The organism is Micromonospora sp. DT231, from assembly GCF_049847025.1.
Classification (GTDB): Bacteria; Actinomycetota; Actinomycetes; order Mycobacteriales; family Micromonosporaceae; genus Micromonospora.
In genome coordinates, this window is record NZ_JBNCNO010000010.1 from 176,599 (window position 1) to 191,503 (window position 14,905).

Sequence of the window (14,905 nt, forward strand, 5' to 3'; positions counted from 1 at the left end):
CCCGGCGACCTCCGTCATATCCGCGCGCCCTTCTCCACCGCTGCCCGCAGCGCCTCGCGCGTGCCGCGAACCCGCGTGGCCTTACTCAAGCGCAGCGCCCCGCTCAGCCGTCAGAACCCGCGTGGCTTGCCCAAGCGTCGGGACCTGCCTGGCCTTGCTGAAGCGTGGGTACCTGCCTGGCCTTGCCCAAGCGTCGGGACCTGCATGGCCTTCTCAAGCGTCGGGACCTGCCTGGCCAAGATCAGGTGATGAAAAGTAGGTCTGGCGAGCCTCTGAGCCCTACTTTTCATCACCTGATCAAGGAGCCGGCGGGGGCCCGGATGCGGTGAGGGACCCGGAGGCGGCGGCGCGCCTGATGTGGCGGGCCTGGCCGCCGTGCGGGGCGGACTGTCGGCTCGGGCGGGGCCGCCCGTCGTCGGCTCGGGCGGGGCCGCCCGTCGGATCGAGCGGCGGGGTGGGCCGGGCTGTGTCCGGTGGGGTGGCGGTTCGAGCGGCGCGGCGCGGGGCGGGGCGGCGCGGGGCGGCGCGGCGCGGGGCGGCGCGGGGCGGACTCTCGGGCGGGGTGGCGGTTGGTGGACCGCCACCCCGGCTCCGAACGGGCGTCGCTCAGCCGGCCCAGGTCAGCGGGCCGCTCGGTCCGCCAACAGCCGTCGAGGGTTCCAGCGCAGCAACCGGTACCGGGCTCGCCCGGTCAGCGCCACCATCCGGCCGGACGCGTCCGCCATGGAGGTCCGCCACCGCAGCAGCACCGACGGCGGCAACACGGCGGCGACCAGGCGGGTGCGGCGGTCGGCCCGTGCGGCGAGCGCCCCGCGGACCGCGCGCAGCGCAGGCGGCAAGCGCTCACCGGTGAGCGGGTCCCGTGCGTAACGGGCCCGCTCCTCCGCCTGGCCGAGCAGTCGCGCCGACCCGGTCGCGGCCGTGTCGTCGCCGAGGGTGTCCCGGACCAGCCGGTCCGCGGTCGCTCGGGGCGTCTCGGTCAGGTCGACCGGGACCCGGAAGTCCACCATGGTGTCGAGCAGTTCCGCCCAGGCGGCGTGTGCGTCAGCGCGGGCCCGGTCGGCGTCCACGCCGACCACCACCACCCGCGCCCCCGGATCGACACCGTCGCCGACGGCCGCCGTGGGGGCCACCGCGGCGCTCGCCGGCTGGCCACCCCGTCGGCGGCGCAGCGCCAGCCGGCGCAGCGCGGGAATGGCGAGCAGCGCCAGCAGGGCCAGCAGGCCCGCCGTCCACCAGGGCCAGACCGGTGGCTGCTCGGCCGGCGTGGTGCCGCCCAGGGACAGCCCGTCGTCGACGTCCCGGTCGGCGTTGTCCGGACCGGCCGGACCGGCCGACGCCTCGGGGCCCGTCGGGGTGTCCGTGACGCCGGTGCCCGGTGTGGTCGGTTCCGGCGCGTCCGTGTCCGGTGCCCAGGCCGAGCGGGTGGACCCCGGCACCCCGTACGTCGGGGTGGCGTCGAACGGCACCCAACCGACCTCGTTGAAGTAGACCTCGGTCCAGGCGTGCAGGTTGAGGTTTGTCAGCGTGAACGTGTCACCGTCGCGCTTGCTGCCGTTGGTGAACCCGAACGCCACCCGCGCCGGGATGCCCGCCGAACGGACCAGCCACGCCATCGCGGCGGCGTACTGCTGGCAGTAGCCGACCTTGTTGGTGAGGAAGTTGACGATGTCCTGCCCGCTGCTGCCGCTCTCGGTGCTCAACCGGTAGCTGAACCCGTTGTCCGCCGAGAAGTGCTTGTAGATCGCCAACACCCGGTCGTAGTCGGTGCGCTTGTCCTGGATCAGTCCCTTGACCAGCTCCTCCACCTCGGGCACCGGCCCAGGGGTGGCGGTCATCTGCCGTCGTAACGGGTGGTCGGTCGGCAGCGATTGGGTGGCCCGCAGCGTCGTCGGCGTGTACGTCGAGCGGACGTAGTCGAAGGAGTACTTCCGGCCCCGGGAGTTTTCCCGGTTGGAGAAGACGACCTGCTGGTTGGGGTCGTAGAGCCAGTTGCCGCTGAGGTCCTCGGCGCGGATCGGCTCGGCGTACACCGGCATGAGCGACATGCTCAGGCTCTTGGTGACCTCGACGGTCGCCCGGTAGGTGGTGTGCTGCACACCGGGGCGGGCCCGCTCGGCCGGGTTGGGCAGGTCCCGGTTGACCGCTCGGCCGGCCGGGTTGCGTGCCTGGAAACCGGTCGGGCGCAGCTCGTCGGCGACCGCGTAGCGCAGGTAGAACGGGTCGGGTTCGGATGTGGTGACCTTTACCAGCTCGGCCACCTGGGACTGGTTGAGCTGACCGGCGAGCGAGGCGAACAGGTCGATCCGACCCGACGTGCCGCCCGAACCGGGCCCGTTGCCGGTGCCGTTGCCCGGACCTCGGCTGAGGGAGTCGAGGAGCCCGCCGCTCATGCCGGGCACCGCCAGCGGCAGCGCCACGGCCAGCACCACCCCGATCACCGCGAGCCGACGGCCGGCCGACGCCAGCGGCGAGGCCTCCCACACGTCGACGTCGCGGCCGTCACCGGTGAACCGGCGCCCGAACCTGCGGACCCGGTCGACGTTGTCGGTGACCAGCAGCCAGAGGTAACCGGCGGCGCCCACCACGAACGGCGTCGCGGGGACGCTGTTCACATAGACGGCGACCGGCACCGAGTAGATGGCGAGCATCGGCAGCCCCGCCAGCGCGGGCCGGCGCAGCCCCACCGCGAGGACATCCACGAGTACGGCGACCGCGCCGACGCCGAGCACGGCGATGAACAGCAGCGGGTCGGTGTCCGGGACCTCGACCCCGTACGAGCGCATGTCCTGCATGGAGCTGCTGAGCAGGTCGTTGAAGTGCGCGAACGTGCCCGGCGTGGGCAGGACTGTGAACAGTTCCTGGTTGCTGGGGAACAACCAGGTCAGGGCGAGGACCAACCCGGCCAGCATGCCCAGCACCTGACCCCACAGTGGTGCCCGGACGAGCCTGGTCAGCGCGGCCGCCCCGGCCACCACGGCGACCGCGATGACCGACTGGACGAGCCACGTCCAGCTCTGGAAGATGGCCGACAGCGGCGCGGCGGCCAGCAGCGTGGCCGTGGCCGCCACCAGGCCGATGTTCCGACTGGCGATCATGAGGGGACCCTTCCGTTCATCGCACGCCGCCGGCGACCGTCTCCGCCAGCGCGGCGCGCAGGGCGAAGCCCTGGGAGCCCCGGCCGGTCTGCGGCCACAGCGCCGGCAGTCGGGCGCCGTGGTCGACGCCGACGACGCGCCAGCCACTCTGCAACATGGCGAGGACGGCGGCAGCGTGCGCGTGTTCGGCCTCGGCCCGGGCCTTCTCCGGCAGGCTGAGCCAGGTGGAGCTGTTCAGGAGGAAACCGATGCAGGTGGCGCCGTTGCCCCGCAGCCCGGCCAGCAGCTCGGCCTCGGCCACGCTCACCGTGCCGAACAGCCCGATGATCAACCCGCCGTCGGCGCGCTGGCGGACCCGCTGCACGAGACCTGCCACGTCGGCGCGCTGATCCAGGCGCACCTCCGCGAGGTGATCGAGCAACGCCCCGTCACCGCCGGCCTCCGACGCGTCCACGTCGACGCCCGAGCCGCTGACCAGGCGCAGCTTGTAGCCGGCCTGGCGGAGGTGGACGGCGACGCTCGCGGCGGCGGAGACGGCCCACTCGAAACTGGCGGTCGGCCCCTCGCCGCGGTGGCCGTACGCCCGGGTGTCCAGGACGACTGTCGCGCGGCTCTCCCACGGCTGCTCCTCGCGGCGCACCATCAGCTCGCCCGTGCGCGCGGTGGACTTCCAGTGCACCCGCCGCAGGTCGTCGCCGCGCCGGTACTCCCGGGTCGCCGCGTCGTCCTCGCCGTGCACCGCCACCGACCGGGCCCGGCTGTCGCCGCTGCCCGCGTACTCCCCGGGGAGCCGGACCGACGGCAGGGGAGCGACCTGCGGGATGACCGTCAGGTGGTCGGTGCTGGGGAAGGACCGGGTGAGCTCGCAGAGGCCGAACGGGTCGGTTATCCGGACCACGAGCGGACCCACGTCGTACCGGCCCCGCACGTCGGCCCGCACGGTGTACGCCACGGAACTGGCCTGGTGCGCGCCGAGCCGCTCCAGCACCACCCGGGGCCGGCTGCCCAGCGCGTAGGGCAACCGGTCCTCCAGCAGGAGGGTGCCTGTCGGTAGCCGGGACAGGTTTTGTAGACGCAGCACCACGCGGGAGTTGGCGCCGACCGGAACCCGGTGCGGGTCCAGGGACCGGTTGCAGGCCAGCTTGTAACGGCTGCGCCCGACGTAGGCCGCGGCCAGCAACGGCAGGACGGCCAACAGCACCGCCACCCGGAGCAGGTCCTTCTCGCCGAGGATGCCGGACGAGAGCGCCGCCGCGACCGCGGCGGCGAGGAAGGAGCGCCCGCGGGTGGTCAGCCCGCGCAGCCCGGCACGCACGTCATGGCCTCCGCGGCTCGTAGGGCGCGCGGCCGTTGCCGGAAGCGGGCCGGGTGTCGTACTGGTTGCGCTGCCGGTCGTGCGGCAGCGGCAGGCGGTGCACCAGCTCCGAGACGATCGCGTCGGTGGTGCGCCGGGCGAGCTGCGCGTCGGCGGTCGGGATGATCCGGTGGGCGAGCACCGGCACCGCCAGGGCCTGGAGGTCGTCGGGGAGGACGTAGTCGCGGCCCTCCAGGGCGGCGACCGCGCGGGCGGTGCGCAGTAGCTGCAGGGTGGCTCGGGGGGAGGCGCCGAGCCGCAGGTCGGGGGCCTCGCGGGTGGCGGTGACCAGGTCGATCGCGTACTGCTTGACCGCGTCCGCGACGTGCACCTGCCGGACGGTGGCGATGAGCTGCCGGACGATGTCCGCGTCGGAGACCGCGCGCAGCTCGTTCAGCGGGTCGGTGGCACCGTGGCCGTCGAGCATGGCCAGCTCGGCGTTGGCGTCCGGGTAGCCCATCGCGATGCGGGCGGTGAACCTGTCGCGCTGCGCCTCGGGCAGCGGGTAGGTCCCCTCCATCTCGATCGGGTTCTGGGTGGCGATGACCATGAACGGGGTCTGGAGCTGGTACGTCACCCCGTCGACGGTGACCTGACGCTCCTCCATGCACTCCAGCAGCGCCGACTGGGTCTTCGGCGAGGCCCGGTTGATCTCGTCGCCGACCACCAGGTTGGCGAAGACGGCACCCGGGCGGAACTCGAAGTCGTGCGTCTCCTGGTTGTAGACGCTGACCCCGGTGACGTCGCTGGGCAGCAGGTCGGGGGTGAACTGGATCCGTCGTACCGTGCAGTCGATGGACCGCGCGAGGGCCTTGGCCAGCTTGGTCTTGCCGACACCGGGAACGTCTTCGATCAGGAGGTGACCCTCGGCGAGCAACACGGCCAGGGCGAGCCGCACGGTGGCGGTCTTACCCTCGATGACCTGCTCGATGTTGGCCACGATGGCCTCGCTTGCGGCGCGGAACTCGTCGTGCGGCAGTAGGCCGCCAACCTCGTCCCAGGTCTGTTGTGTCACGGGCCTCCTCCTCGTCGCCGTCACGGCAGCTCTGTAGAGAGCACCTAGACCCGCCGTTGGGTTCGCGACGTCGAGCCTCGTTTGCCGCAGGATTCTCACTAGCCTCTCAGGCTAACCATGTTTGTCGTTATCGCCGACCCCCGCAGGTAGTCCGTCGGTTGCGCCCCGATATTCGCCACCTCGGGGGACCCGGCCCGGCGTACCCCTGCGGCCGGCGGGGCGGGCCGCCGACGCGGTACACTGCCGAACATGGCCGGAGTCTTCCTGCTTCTTACCGGGCCGTGCTGATGCGCTGAAGGCGCGACAGCACGGCGGCCCCTCCTGTGCGAGGGGCATTTTTGTGCCCGCCGCCGGCCCGGCCCGGCGCCGCCGAGACGAAGCGAAGCGAAGCGAGGAGAGACGATGAGTGAGGCAGCCGCACCGGCGGGCGACATTCCCCCGTTCCGGTACACCGCGGCCCTGGCCGACGAGATCGAGATCCGTTGGCAGGACACCTGGGCGCGCGAGGGCACCTTCCACGCACCGAACCCGACCGGCCCGCTGGCCGACCCGACCCACCCCCGCGCCGGCGCGGAGAAGCTGTACGTGCTGGACATGTTCCCGTACCCGTCCGGCGCCGGCCTGCACGTCGGCCACCCGCTGGGCTACATCGGCACCGACTGCTACGCCCGCTACCAGCGGATGGCCGGCCGCAACGTGCTGCACGCGATGGGCTTCGACGCGTTCGGCCTGCCCGCCGAGCAGTACGCGGTGCAGACCGGCACCCACCCCCGGACCACCACCGTGGCGAACATCGAGCGGTACAAGACGCAGCTGCGCCGGCTGGGGCTGGCACACGACGAGCGCCGCTCGGTGGCCACCATCGACACCGACTTCTACCGCTGGACCCAGTGGATCTTCCTGCAGATCTTCAACTCCTGGTACGACGGCGACGCCGGCCGGGCCCGCCCGATCGCCGAGCTGATCGCCGAGTTCGAGGGCGGTAACCGACCCACCCCGGACGGCCGCGCCTGGGCCGAGCTGAGCGTCGCCGAGCGCCGCCAGGTCGTCGACGACCACCGCCTGGCGTACGTCTCCGAGGCCCCGGTCAACTGGTGCCCCGGGCTGGGCACCGTGCTGGCCAACGAGGAGGTCACCGCCGACGGTCGCTCCGACCGGGGCAACTTCCCGGTCTTCAAGCGTAACCTGAAGCAGTGGAAGATGCGGATCACCGCGTACGGTGACCGGCTGCTGGACGACCTGGACACCCTGGACTGGCCCGAGCCGATCAAGCTGATGCAGCGCAACTGGATCGGCCGCTCCACCGGCGCCCACATCGACTTCCCGACCGAGCAGGCGCCGGTGCGGGTGTTCACGACCCGGCCGGACACCGTCTTCGGCGCCACCTACATGGTGCTGGCGCCCGAGCACGAGCTGGTCGACGCGCTGACTCCGGACGCGTGGCCGGACGACGCGAGGGACGCCTGGACCGGCGGGCACGCCAACCCCCGGGCCGCCGTCGAGGCGTACCGGAAGGCGGCGGCGGCCAAGACCGACGTCGAGCGGCAGTCCGACACCAAGGAGAAGACAGGCGTCTTCATCGGCGCGTACGCCACCAACCCGGTCACCGGCGCGCAGATCCCGATCTTCATCGCCGACTACGTGCTGGCCGGCTACGGCACCGGCGCGATCATGGCGGTGCCGGCCCAGGACGAACGGGACTGGGCGTTCGCGGAGGTCTTCGAGCTGCCCATCGTGCGTACCGTGCAGCCGGCGGAGGGCTTCGACGGCAAGGCGTACACCGGGGACGGCCCGGCGATCAACAGCGCCGCGCCCGAACGCGGCCTGGACCTGAACGGCCTGGGGGTCGCCGACGCCAAGGCCGCGATCATCGCCTGGCTGGAGGCGAACGGGCACGGCACCGGCGCGGTGACCTACCGGCTGCGCGACTGGCTGTTCTCCCGCCAGCGTTACTGGGGTGAGCCGTTCCCGATCGTCTACGACTCCACCGGCGCGGCCATCGCCCTGCCGGAGGAGATGCTGCCGGTCGAGCTGCCGGAGGTGGACGACTTCTCCCCGAAGACGTTCGCCGCCGACGACGCGAACAGCAACCCGGAGACCCCGCTGTCGCGCCGGCGCGACTGGGTCGAGGTCGAGCTGGACCTGGGTGACGGGCCGAAGCGCTACACCCGGGAAACCAACGTGATGCCGCAGTGGGCCGGCTCCTGCTGGTACGAGCTGCGCTACCTGGACCCGACGAACAGCGGGCGGTTCGTCGACGCGGAGAACGAGCGCTACTGGATGGGCCCGCAGCGCGAGGGTGACTGCGGCGGCACCGACCTGTACGTCGGCGGCGCCGAGCACGCCGTGCTGCACCTGCTGTACGCGCGGTTCTGGCACAAGGTGCTGTTCGACCTGGGTCACGTGTCATCGTTCGAGCCGTTCCGCAAGCTGTTCAACCAGGGCATGATCCAGGCGTACGCGTACACCGACTCGCGCGGCAGCTACGTGCAGGCCGAGGACGTCATGGAGCGCGACGGCGCCTACTACCTGGGCGACCTGGCGGTCAACCGTGAGTACGGCAAGATGGGCAAGTCGCTGAAGAACGTGGTGACCCCCGACGACATGTGCGCCGCGTACGGCGCCGACACCTTCCGGGTGTACGAGATGTCGATGGGCCCGCTGGAGGTGTCCCGACCCTGGGAGACCCGGGCGGTGGTCGGCTCGTACCGGTTCCTGCAGCGGGTCTGGCGGGCCGTCGTCGACGAGCAGACCGGTGCCCTGCGGATCACCGAGGACCCGGCCGACGAGGCGACCCGCCGGCTGCTGCACAGGGTGATCGACGGGGTCCGTGGCGACATGGACGGCATCCGGTTCAACACCGCGATCGCCAAGCTGATCCAGCTGACCAACGGGCTGACCGGGCTGTCGGCGACGCCGCGCGAGGTGGCCGAGCCGCTGGTGCTGATGGTGGCCCCGTTCGCCCCGCACCTGGCCGAGGAGCTGTGGCGCAAGCTGGGCCACGACACCTCGCTGACGTACGCGGACTTCCCGACCGCCGACCCGGCGCTGCTGGTGGCCGACACGGTGACCTATCCGGTGCAGGTCAACGGCAAGGTCCGTGGCCGCGTCGAGGTGCCCGCCGACGCCGCCGAGGAGGTCGTCCGCGCGGCGGCCCTGGAGGCGGTGGCCGCAACCCTGGCCGGCAAGGAACCCCGCAAGGTCATCGTGGTCAAGGGCCGAATGGTCTCAGTAGTGGCGTAACTCGCCCCCGCGCCCCCGCGATCTTGCACTTTCGGTCCCTGTTTTGCCCTTTCGTGGGCGGTATGTCGGGACAGAAACTGCAAGATCGCGGGGATCAGAGGGTCAGCGCCGCCTGGACCACGGCGCTGTGGGTTTGTAGCCACTCGTGCCAGTGGGCTATCGACGTGCTGACGCCTGCCTCGCGGAGGCGGTGCATTGCCGGGTCGGTGCTCGCGTCGATGGTGCGCCAGGTGCTCCCGATCTGGTCGAGCATCAGATCCACCAGCTCCGTCCGGGGCAGCACCCCCGGGCCGGCCGAATCGTAGGCGTCGCAGAGGACGCGACAACGCCGGCCCAGCTCGGCCGGGTCGGCGCCCTCGCCCAGCGGGGCCCAGTGCCAGCCGGCGAACGCCACATCCTCGATCCGTCGTCCCGGCCTGGCCAGATCCCAGTCGATGAAGGACACGGGCAACGGCCCGGCCGGGAAGTCCCGGTACACCGTGTTCTTCGGCGACAGATCGCGATGGCACACCGTCTCGGCGTTGCCCGCCAGCCCGGTGCCCGCACACGCGTCGTGCAGCCGCCGGATCAGCTCGGCCAGCCGCACCAGCGCCGCGTCGGCGAAGAACGCCGGATCCTCCCGGTCCCGCCAGGGCACCCGACCCGCGACGTAGCTGAGCATCTGCCGACCGTGGGCGTCCACGCCCAGGTGGCGGGGCGCGAGGTCGGCGCCCACCTCGGCCAGGTGGCGCAGCAGCGCACCGACGAAGTCCAGGTTGGCGGGCGGGGTACGTCGTACCGTGTCGCCGATCCGGACCACGTCGGCGACGAACCCGCCGCACAGGGGCTCCTCGGCCGGGCTGACGGTTGGCTCGGGCACGGTCAGACCGGCATGGAGCGGCGGGCTCGCTCGGCACGCCACCACCGGTAGATCAGCACCCCGCTGGCGATGAGGCCGAGGCTGGCCGGGGCGGCGGCGTACCAGTTGATGTGGCCCGGTGAGCTGACCGACGCGCCGATCGCCGCGTAGCCGAAGGCGGTCGGCGCGGAGGCGATCACGCTCCCGGCCAGGAACGGCAGCACCCGGGCGCCGGTCGTGCCGTAGCCGTAGCTGACCAGCCCGAAGCCGGCGATCGGCAGCAGCCGGACGGTGACCACACCGACCACGCTCTGCCGGGCGAACCAGCCGTCGAGGCGGGCCAGGCGGCCACGGACCCTTTCGGCCACGAACTCTCGCCCGAGCAGCCGGCCGACCGTGAACCCGATCGCCGCGGCCACCAGCGCGGCGCCGAGGGCGTACGCGGCGCCCTCCAACGGGCCGAAGATCGCGCCCGCGGCGAGGGTGACGAAGGTCCGGGGGACCAGGGCGACCAGCAGCAGCGCGCCGCCGAGGACGGCCGCCACCGGGGCGAGGTCGCCCAGCCGGTCGGCCAGCAGCGGCAGTTGCTCCGGATCGGGTCGGGGCGCCAGGAGCAGCAGCAGCCCGCAGCCGCCGATCAGCAGCACGAGCAGGGCGAACCGGGCGGCCGACGGCTGCCGGAGCAGCCGCCGGACGGCACGGATCATGCCCGGGCGACGGCCACCGCGGAGCGGCGCTCGTTGCGGAGCCGGTCCGACCAGGTGTCGTCCAACGGCGGGAGTTGGTGAGCTCCGGTGGCCCAGCGCAGCAGCAGGTCGGCCAGGGCGGGGTTGCGGGCCAGCGCCGGCCCGTGTGAGTAGGTGCCCAGCAGCTTGCCGCGCCACGCGCCCTCGGTGGCGCCGTTGTTGCCCACCCCGGCGGTGACCCGGGCCAGCGGCGAGACCTCCGGGCCGAGGTGGGTCCGGCCGCCGTGGTTCTCGAAACCGGTGAGCGGGGGCAGCCCCAGCCGGGGGTCGATCTCGCCGGCCAGCTCGCCCACGGCCCGGCTCTCGCCCCGGTCCGACTGCAGGTCGAGCAGCTCCAGGCCGCGGCACTGCACGCCCTTGGCGAAGAACGAGGCGCCGAGCAGTTGGTAGCCGGCGCAGACCCCGAACACCACCGAGCCCTGCGCGACGGCGCGGTGCAGGCCGCCGTCGGCGAGGAGCCGCTGGGCGCCGAGCGCCTGCGGGCCGTCCTCGCCGCCGCCGACCAGGTAGATGTCGGCGGTCGCGGGCAGCCGCTGGTCGGAGCGGACCTCCAGCACCTCGACAGGCATCCCGCGCTGACGGGCCCGACGGGCGAGGATCAGGGCGTTGCCCCGGTCTCCGTAGGTGGAGAGCAGGTCGGGGTAGATCCAGACGATGCGCAGACTCTCAGATGACACGGTCCAACTCCGCTCGGATGTCCTGGAACGCGGTGTAGTTCGCGATGACCTCCAGCCGCCCGGGCGGGACCGACCGGAGCGCGTCGTCGAACGTGCGGACGTGCTGGAACGGCACGTCGTTGACGTCCAGTCGGACCGCCAGGTCGTATGCCCGGTCACCGGTGATCAACACCTGCCGGCCGCGGAGCGGGGCGAAGTCGACGTCGTAGAGCCAGGAGGTGTCGAGGCCGTCGGGGTCGCGCGCGTTTATGGAGAGCAGGGTCGGTGCGTCGTCGGCCATGTCGAACGCCTCCAGCCAGCTGGCCGGGTTCTTCGCCAGCAGCAGCCGGATGTTGCGCCCGTCCTTGTCGACCTGTGCGTAGCGGCCGGCCACCGAGGTGACGATGCCGAGGCGGGACACCGCGTCGACCGGGCGTACGCCGAACTCGGCGGCCACCGCCAGCGCGGTCGCCGCGTTGCCGAGGTTGACCTTGCCGGGCAGTTGGAGGGAGACCTTGTGCCAGGCGCCGGTGGGGTCGAGCACCCCCTCGTCCTCGACGACCCAGTGCGGCTCGGGTCGGCGCAGTGGGCAGCCGGTGCACCACCACTGCTCGCCGGAGCGCTGGATGGTGGAGCCGCACTCCGGGCAGACCCAGGAGTCGTCGTGCCAGCGCTGACCGGCACTGAACCAGGTCACGTGCGGCGGGTTGATGCCCTGGGCGGGGTCGCCGGGCGGGGTGGCCGCCCAGACCACGAGCGGGTCGTCGGCGTTCGCCACCACCCGGACGTTCGTGTGCCGGACCAGCGCCGCACGCCAGAGCTGCGCCATCATGGCGACCTCCTTGGCGCGGTCGAGCTGGTCGCGGGAGAGGTTGAGCAGCGCGACCACGTGCGGCTCGGTCGCCTCGAGGACCTGGGCGAGGTAGTGCTCGTCCACCTCCAGCACCGCGTACGGGGTGCTACCGGCCTTGGCCAGTGCCGAGGTGTGCCCGCTGGGCATGTTGGCGCCGAACGAGTTGGTGGCGACCCGGCCGAGCACGCCGACCGCGGCGGAGGTCAACCGGGTGGTGGTGGTCTTGCCGTTGGTGCCGGAGACGAGCGCGATCGCACGCCCGGCCGACAGGTGGGCCAGCAGGTCCGGGTCGATCTTCAGGCCGATCCACCCGCCGATCACCGAACCGTCGCCACGGCCGGCCGCCCGGGAGAGCGCCGCGGCGGTCCGTGACACGGAGCTGGCCACCTTGGCCCGTAGGGGCATTTTCGCGTCCGTCACGCGAGCGAGGTTACCGGACCGCCAGCCCCGCCAGATCGCCGCCGACGGTGAACCGTTCGGCCGTGGTGGCGGCGCGGGCGGCCGGGAGGACCTCCACCGGACGGAGTCGATCTATGTCGGAAAGCGGACCACGCCGGCGGGCCGGCGTGGCCCTCCACTCCGCTCCACCCCTTGTGACGTGCTGTTTTGCCGCCGGATCGGACACGCCACGCGGGCCAATCTGGTTGCAGGTGGAGGGAAGTGGAGTAGAGTGGGGACCAATGGTGAGGCCGGGAGGGCTCACCGGCCCGGGGGGTCAGCGGCGCCGCGAACGCCGCTCAGGGGCGAGGGGGTTGGGCCGGTGTTTCTCGGCACCCACACTCCACGCCTGGACGAAAAGGGCCGGTTGATCCTTCCGGCCAAGTTTCGGGATGAGCTGGCGGGGGGTGTCGTGGTCACCAAAGGGCAGGAGCGCTGCCTCTACGTCTTCCCGACCCCTGAGTTCCAGCGGATCGCGGACCAGTTGCGCGCGCAGCCGATGACGCACAAGGCGGCCCGGGCCTACAGCCGGGTCTTCTTCGCCAGCGCGCACGACGAGGTTCCGGACAAGCAGGGTCGGGTAACCATCCCGGCCCACCTGCGGACGTACGCCGCGCTGGACCGCGACCTGGTGGTGATCGGCGCGAGCACGCGGGTGGAGATCTGGGACAAGACAGCCTGGGAGACCTACCTCGCCGACAGCGAGGACGACTTCGCCGACATCTCGGAGGGGGTGCTGCCCGGCGGTCTGTAGGGCGGAACGGCGCCCGACGTACTGCGAGATCTCCAGCCGCTTTCGAGTTCCTGGCACCCCTTCCCCGGTGCCAGGCGCACGATCCAGTCATCGGGCGACGGTCCGGTGTCCGGCGGGAGCGGATGGGGATCTGGCGGTACGACGGCAGCGCCGTCCGACGACAGGCGCACGAGGAGAACGGACGTTTCAACCAGTGGGGGTCAACATGGGGGAGTTGCGCGGCACGCACGTGCCGGTGCTGCTCGAGCGGTGTCTTGAGCTGCTGGCCCCCGCGCTGGGTCGAGGCGGCCGGACGGTCCACGTCGACGCGACGCTCGGCCTGGCCGGGCACGCCGAGGCGGTGCTCGAGGCGCACCCGGAGACGGTCCTGATCGGGCTCGACCGGGACACCGAGGCGCTCGCTCACGCGCGGGTCCGGCTGGCCCGGTTCGCCGATCGGGTGCATCTGGAGCACGCCGTCTACGACGAGTTGCCCGAGGTGCTGGACCGGCTGGGCTATCCGGGCATCGACGGCATCCTGTTCGACCTGGGTGTGTCGTCGTTGCAGTTGGACGCGCCCGACCGCGGGTTCGCGTACGCCCAGGACGCGCCACTGGACATGCGGATGGACCAGACCCGGGGGGTGACCGCCGAAGAGGTGGTCAACACCTACGCGCATCCGGACCTGGCCCGGGTGCTGCGGGTCTACGGCGAGGAGAAGTTCGCCGGCCGGATCGCCTCGGCGATCCTGCGGGAGCGGGAACGCGGCCGGATCACCTCGTCCGCGCGGTTGGCGGAGCTGGTCCGGGAGTCCATTCCGGCACCAGCCCGACGAACGGGTGGGCACCCGGCAAAGAGAACGTTTCAGGCTTTACGGATCGAGGTAAACAGAGAGCTGGCAGCGCTGGAGTCAGCGCTGCCATCCGCGCTCGACGCACTGACCGTGGGCGGTCGCATGGTGGTCCTGTCCTACCACTCCCTGGAGGACAGGCTCACCAAGGTGGCGCTCGCGGACCGGGTCCGCAGTAAGGGCCCGGTCGACCTCCCGGTCGAGCTTCCCGGGTCGGGTCCGACGTTCCGGCTGCTCAGCCGGGGCGCCGAACTGCCCGGGGAGGCGGAGGTCGCCGCGAACCCGCGCGCCGCCTCGGTGCGGCTGCGGGCCGCGGAGCGACTCGACCCGAACGCGACAGAGCAGGGGCGGACCGACCGCGAACGGTCTCGCCGACGGGTGAAGGGAATGCACCAACCGGGCACGGGGTCCGCCTGATCCGTGGGGGGTCAGGGGCACCGGGACGGCAGAGGGACGGACGTTGAGGGGGAGGGACATGAACATTGACAAGCGCGGCCGCCGGGACGTCACCGGCGGCGGGCAGCGCGCACCGCGGTCGGGGGGCCGGACCGCGGCGGAGCGGGCTCCGCGCCTCGGAAACGGTACGCCACGCATCGATCGAGTGAACCAGCAGGGGGAGACTCGCGCCCGGGGGGCGCGCGAGTTCCCGACCGAGGGCGCCGCCGCGCTGCGGCCGGTCGAGAAGGCCGCCGGCGCCACCGGCGCCCGGTCGCCGCGGCTGCGGGTGGCGCCGCCGCCGCCGATCTCGGTGCCGCGTGCGCCGTTCGCGGCGCTGATCGTGGTGCTTGTGGTCGGTGGGGTGCTGGGCATCCTGGCGGTCAACACCAAGATCAATGAGAACGCGTTCCGGTTGGAGCGGCTGCAGCAGCAGCAGGCTCGACTGGACCTGGAGAAGCAGCAGTTGGACAAGCAGATCGCCGAGTACGAGGCGCCGGGCAACCTGACCGCCGAGGCGCGGCGGCTGGGCCTGGTGGACGCCGGCGAGCCGGGCTACATCCGGCTGCCGGACGGCAAGACCATCGGCGTGCCGCAGCCGGCCACCGGTAAGCCGTCGGTGACCAGCCAGGGTGCGGGAGGCTGA

General features: G+C 72.3%; 10 protein-coding genes and 1 pseudogene. 4 read left to right on the plus strand and 7 right to left on the minus strand.

Annotation, left to right across the window (positions count from 1 at the left end; all coding sequences use genetic code 11):
• Positions 1-620: 620 nt before the first annotated feature.
• From ACPXBU_RS24440 to ACPXBU_RS24450, 3 genes are read right to left on the minus strand one after another with little or no spacing between them, the layout of a single operon-like run.
• A complete protein-coding gene (locus tag ACPXBU_RS24440) occupies positions 621-3,098 on the minus strand; it encodes a transglutaminaseTgpA domain-containing protein (RefSeq protein ID WP_425759814.1) in 2,478 nt (825 codons plus the stop codon).
• Between the two features lie 16 nt (positions 3,099-3,114).
• Positions 3,115-4,413, minus strand: coding sequence for a DUF58 domain-containing protein (locus ACPXBU_RS24445; protein WP_393363410.1), 1,299 nt, complete (start codon positions 4,411-4,413; stop codon positions 3,115-3,117).
• 1 nt (position 4,414) lies between these two features.
• Complete coding sequence (locus ACPXBU_RS24450; RefSeq protein WP_387197722.1) at positions 4,415-5,467, minus strand: AAA family ATPase; 1,053 nt, start codon at positions 5,465-5,467, stop codon at positions 4,415-4,417.
• Between the two features lie 402 nt (positions 5,468-5,869).
• On the opposite strand from ACPXBU_RS24450, the gene leuS reads away from it, so the two are divergent.
• Positions 5,870-8,710: a leucine--tRNA ligase gene (leuS, locus tag ACPXBU_RS24455; RefSeq protein WP_425759815.1), complete on the plus strand. Its 2,841-nt coding sequence runs from the start codon at positions 5,870-5,872 to the stop codon at positions 8,708-8,710.
• Between the two features lie 94 nt (positions 8,711-8,804).
• Here the strand turns inward: leuS and ACPXBU_RS24460 are convergent, their stop codons facing one another.
• Genes ACPXBU_RS24460 through ACPXBU_RS24475 form a run of 4 tightly spaced genes read right to left on the minus strand, consistent with a single transcriptional unit; the run spans position 8,805 to position 12,208 of the window.
• Positions 8,805-9,569, minus strand: a complete 765-nt coding sequence (locus ACPXBU_RS24460) for an aminoglycoside phosphotransferase family protein (RefSeq protein ID WP_425759816.1) — start codon at positions 9,567-9,569, stop codon at positions 8,805-8,807.
• 2 nt (positions 9,570-9,571) lie between these two features.
• Positions 9,572-10,255: a TVP38/TMEM64 family protein gene (locus tag ACPXBU_RS24465; protein ID WP_393363401.1), complete on the minus strand. Its 684-nt coding sequence runs from the start codon at positions 10,253-10,255 to the stop codon at positions 9,572-9,574.
• A complete protein-coding gene (locus ACPXBU_RS24470) occupies positions 10,252-10,971 on the minus strand; it encodes a type 1 glutamine amidotransferase (RefSeq protein ID WP_393363398.1) in 720 nt (239 codons plus the stop codon). The genes ACPXBU_RS24465 and ACPXBU_RS24470 overlap by 4 nt, the downstream gene beginning before the upstream one ends.
• Positions 10,961-12,208 carry a MurT ligase domain-containing protein gene (locus ACPXBU_RS24475; RefSeq protein ID WP_393364511.1) on the minus strand — a complete coding sequence of 416 codons (1,248 nt, stop codon included), beginning with the start codon at positions 12,206-12,208 and terminating at the stop codon, positions 10,961-10,963. Before ACPXBU_RS24475 ends, ACPXBU_RS24470 begins: the two co-directional genes overlap by 11 nt.
• A gap of 355 nt (positions 12,209-12,563) precedes the next feature.
• Between ACPXBU_RS24475 and mraZ the strand changes: the two genes are divergently transcribed.
• The 3 genes and pseudogenes from mraZ to ACPXBU_RS24490 all read left to right on the plus strand — a co-directional run bounded on the left by mraZ (position 12,564) and on the right by ACPXBU_RS24490 (position 14,905).
• A complete protein-coding gene (gene mraZ / locus ACPXBU_RS24480; protein WP_393363395.1) occupies positions 12,564-12,995 on the plus strand; it encodes a division/cell wall cluster transcriptional repressor MraZ in 432 nt (143 codons plus the stop codon).
• 205 nt (positions 12,996-13,200) lie between these two features.
• Positions 13,201-14,310: pseudogene (gene rsmH, locus ACPXBU_RS24485) on the plus strand (16S rRNA (cytosine(1402)-N(4))-methyltransferase RsmH).
• On the plus strand, positions 14,300-14,905 hold the full coding sequence (locus tag ACPXBU_RS24490; protein WP_393363393.1) for a hypothetical protein: 606 nt from the start codon (positions 14,300-14,302) through the stop codon (positions 14,903-14,905). Before rsmH ends, ACPXBU_RS24490 begins: the two are co-directional and overlap by 11 nt.

What these genes read in the sequence shown, in the direction of transcription:
- ACPXBU_RS24465 (WP_393363401.1), bottom strand. Translation starts at nt 10,255, where the DNA reads ATGATCCGTGCCGTCCGGCGGCTGCTCCGGCAGCCGTCGGCCGCCCGG.
- ACPXBU_RS24440 (WP_425759814.1), bottom strand. Translation starts at nt 3,098, where the DNA reads ATGATCGCCAGTCGGAACATCGGCCTGGTGGCGGCCACGGCCACGCTG.
- leuS (WP_425759815.1), top strand. Translation starts at nt 5,870, where the DNA reads ATGAGTGAGGCAGCCGCACCGGCGGGCGACATTCCCCCGTTCCGGTAC.
- ACPXBU_RS24490 (WP_393363393.1), top strand. Translation starts at nt 14,300, where the DNA reads ATGAACATTGACAAGCGCGGCCGCCGGGACGTCACCGGCGGCGGGCAG.
- ACPXBU_RS24475 (WP_393364511.1), bottom strand. Translation starts at nt 12,208, where the DNA reads ATGCCCCTACGGGCCAAGGTGGCCAGCTCCGTGTCACGGACCGCCGCG.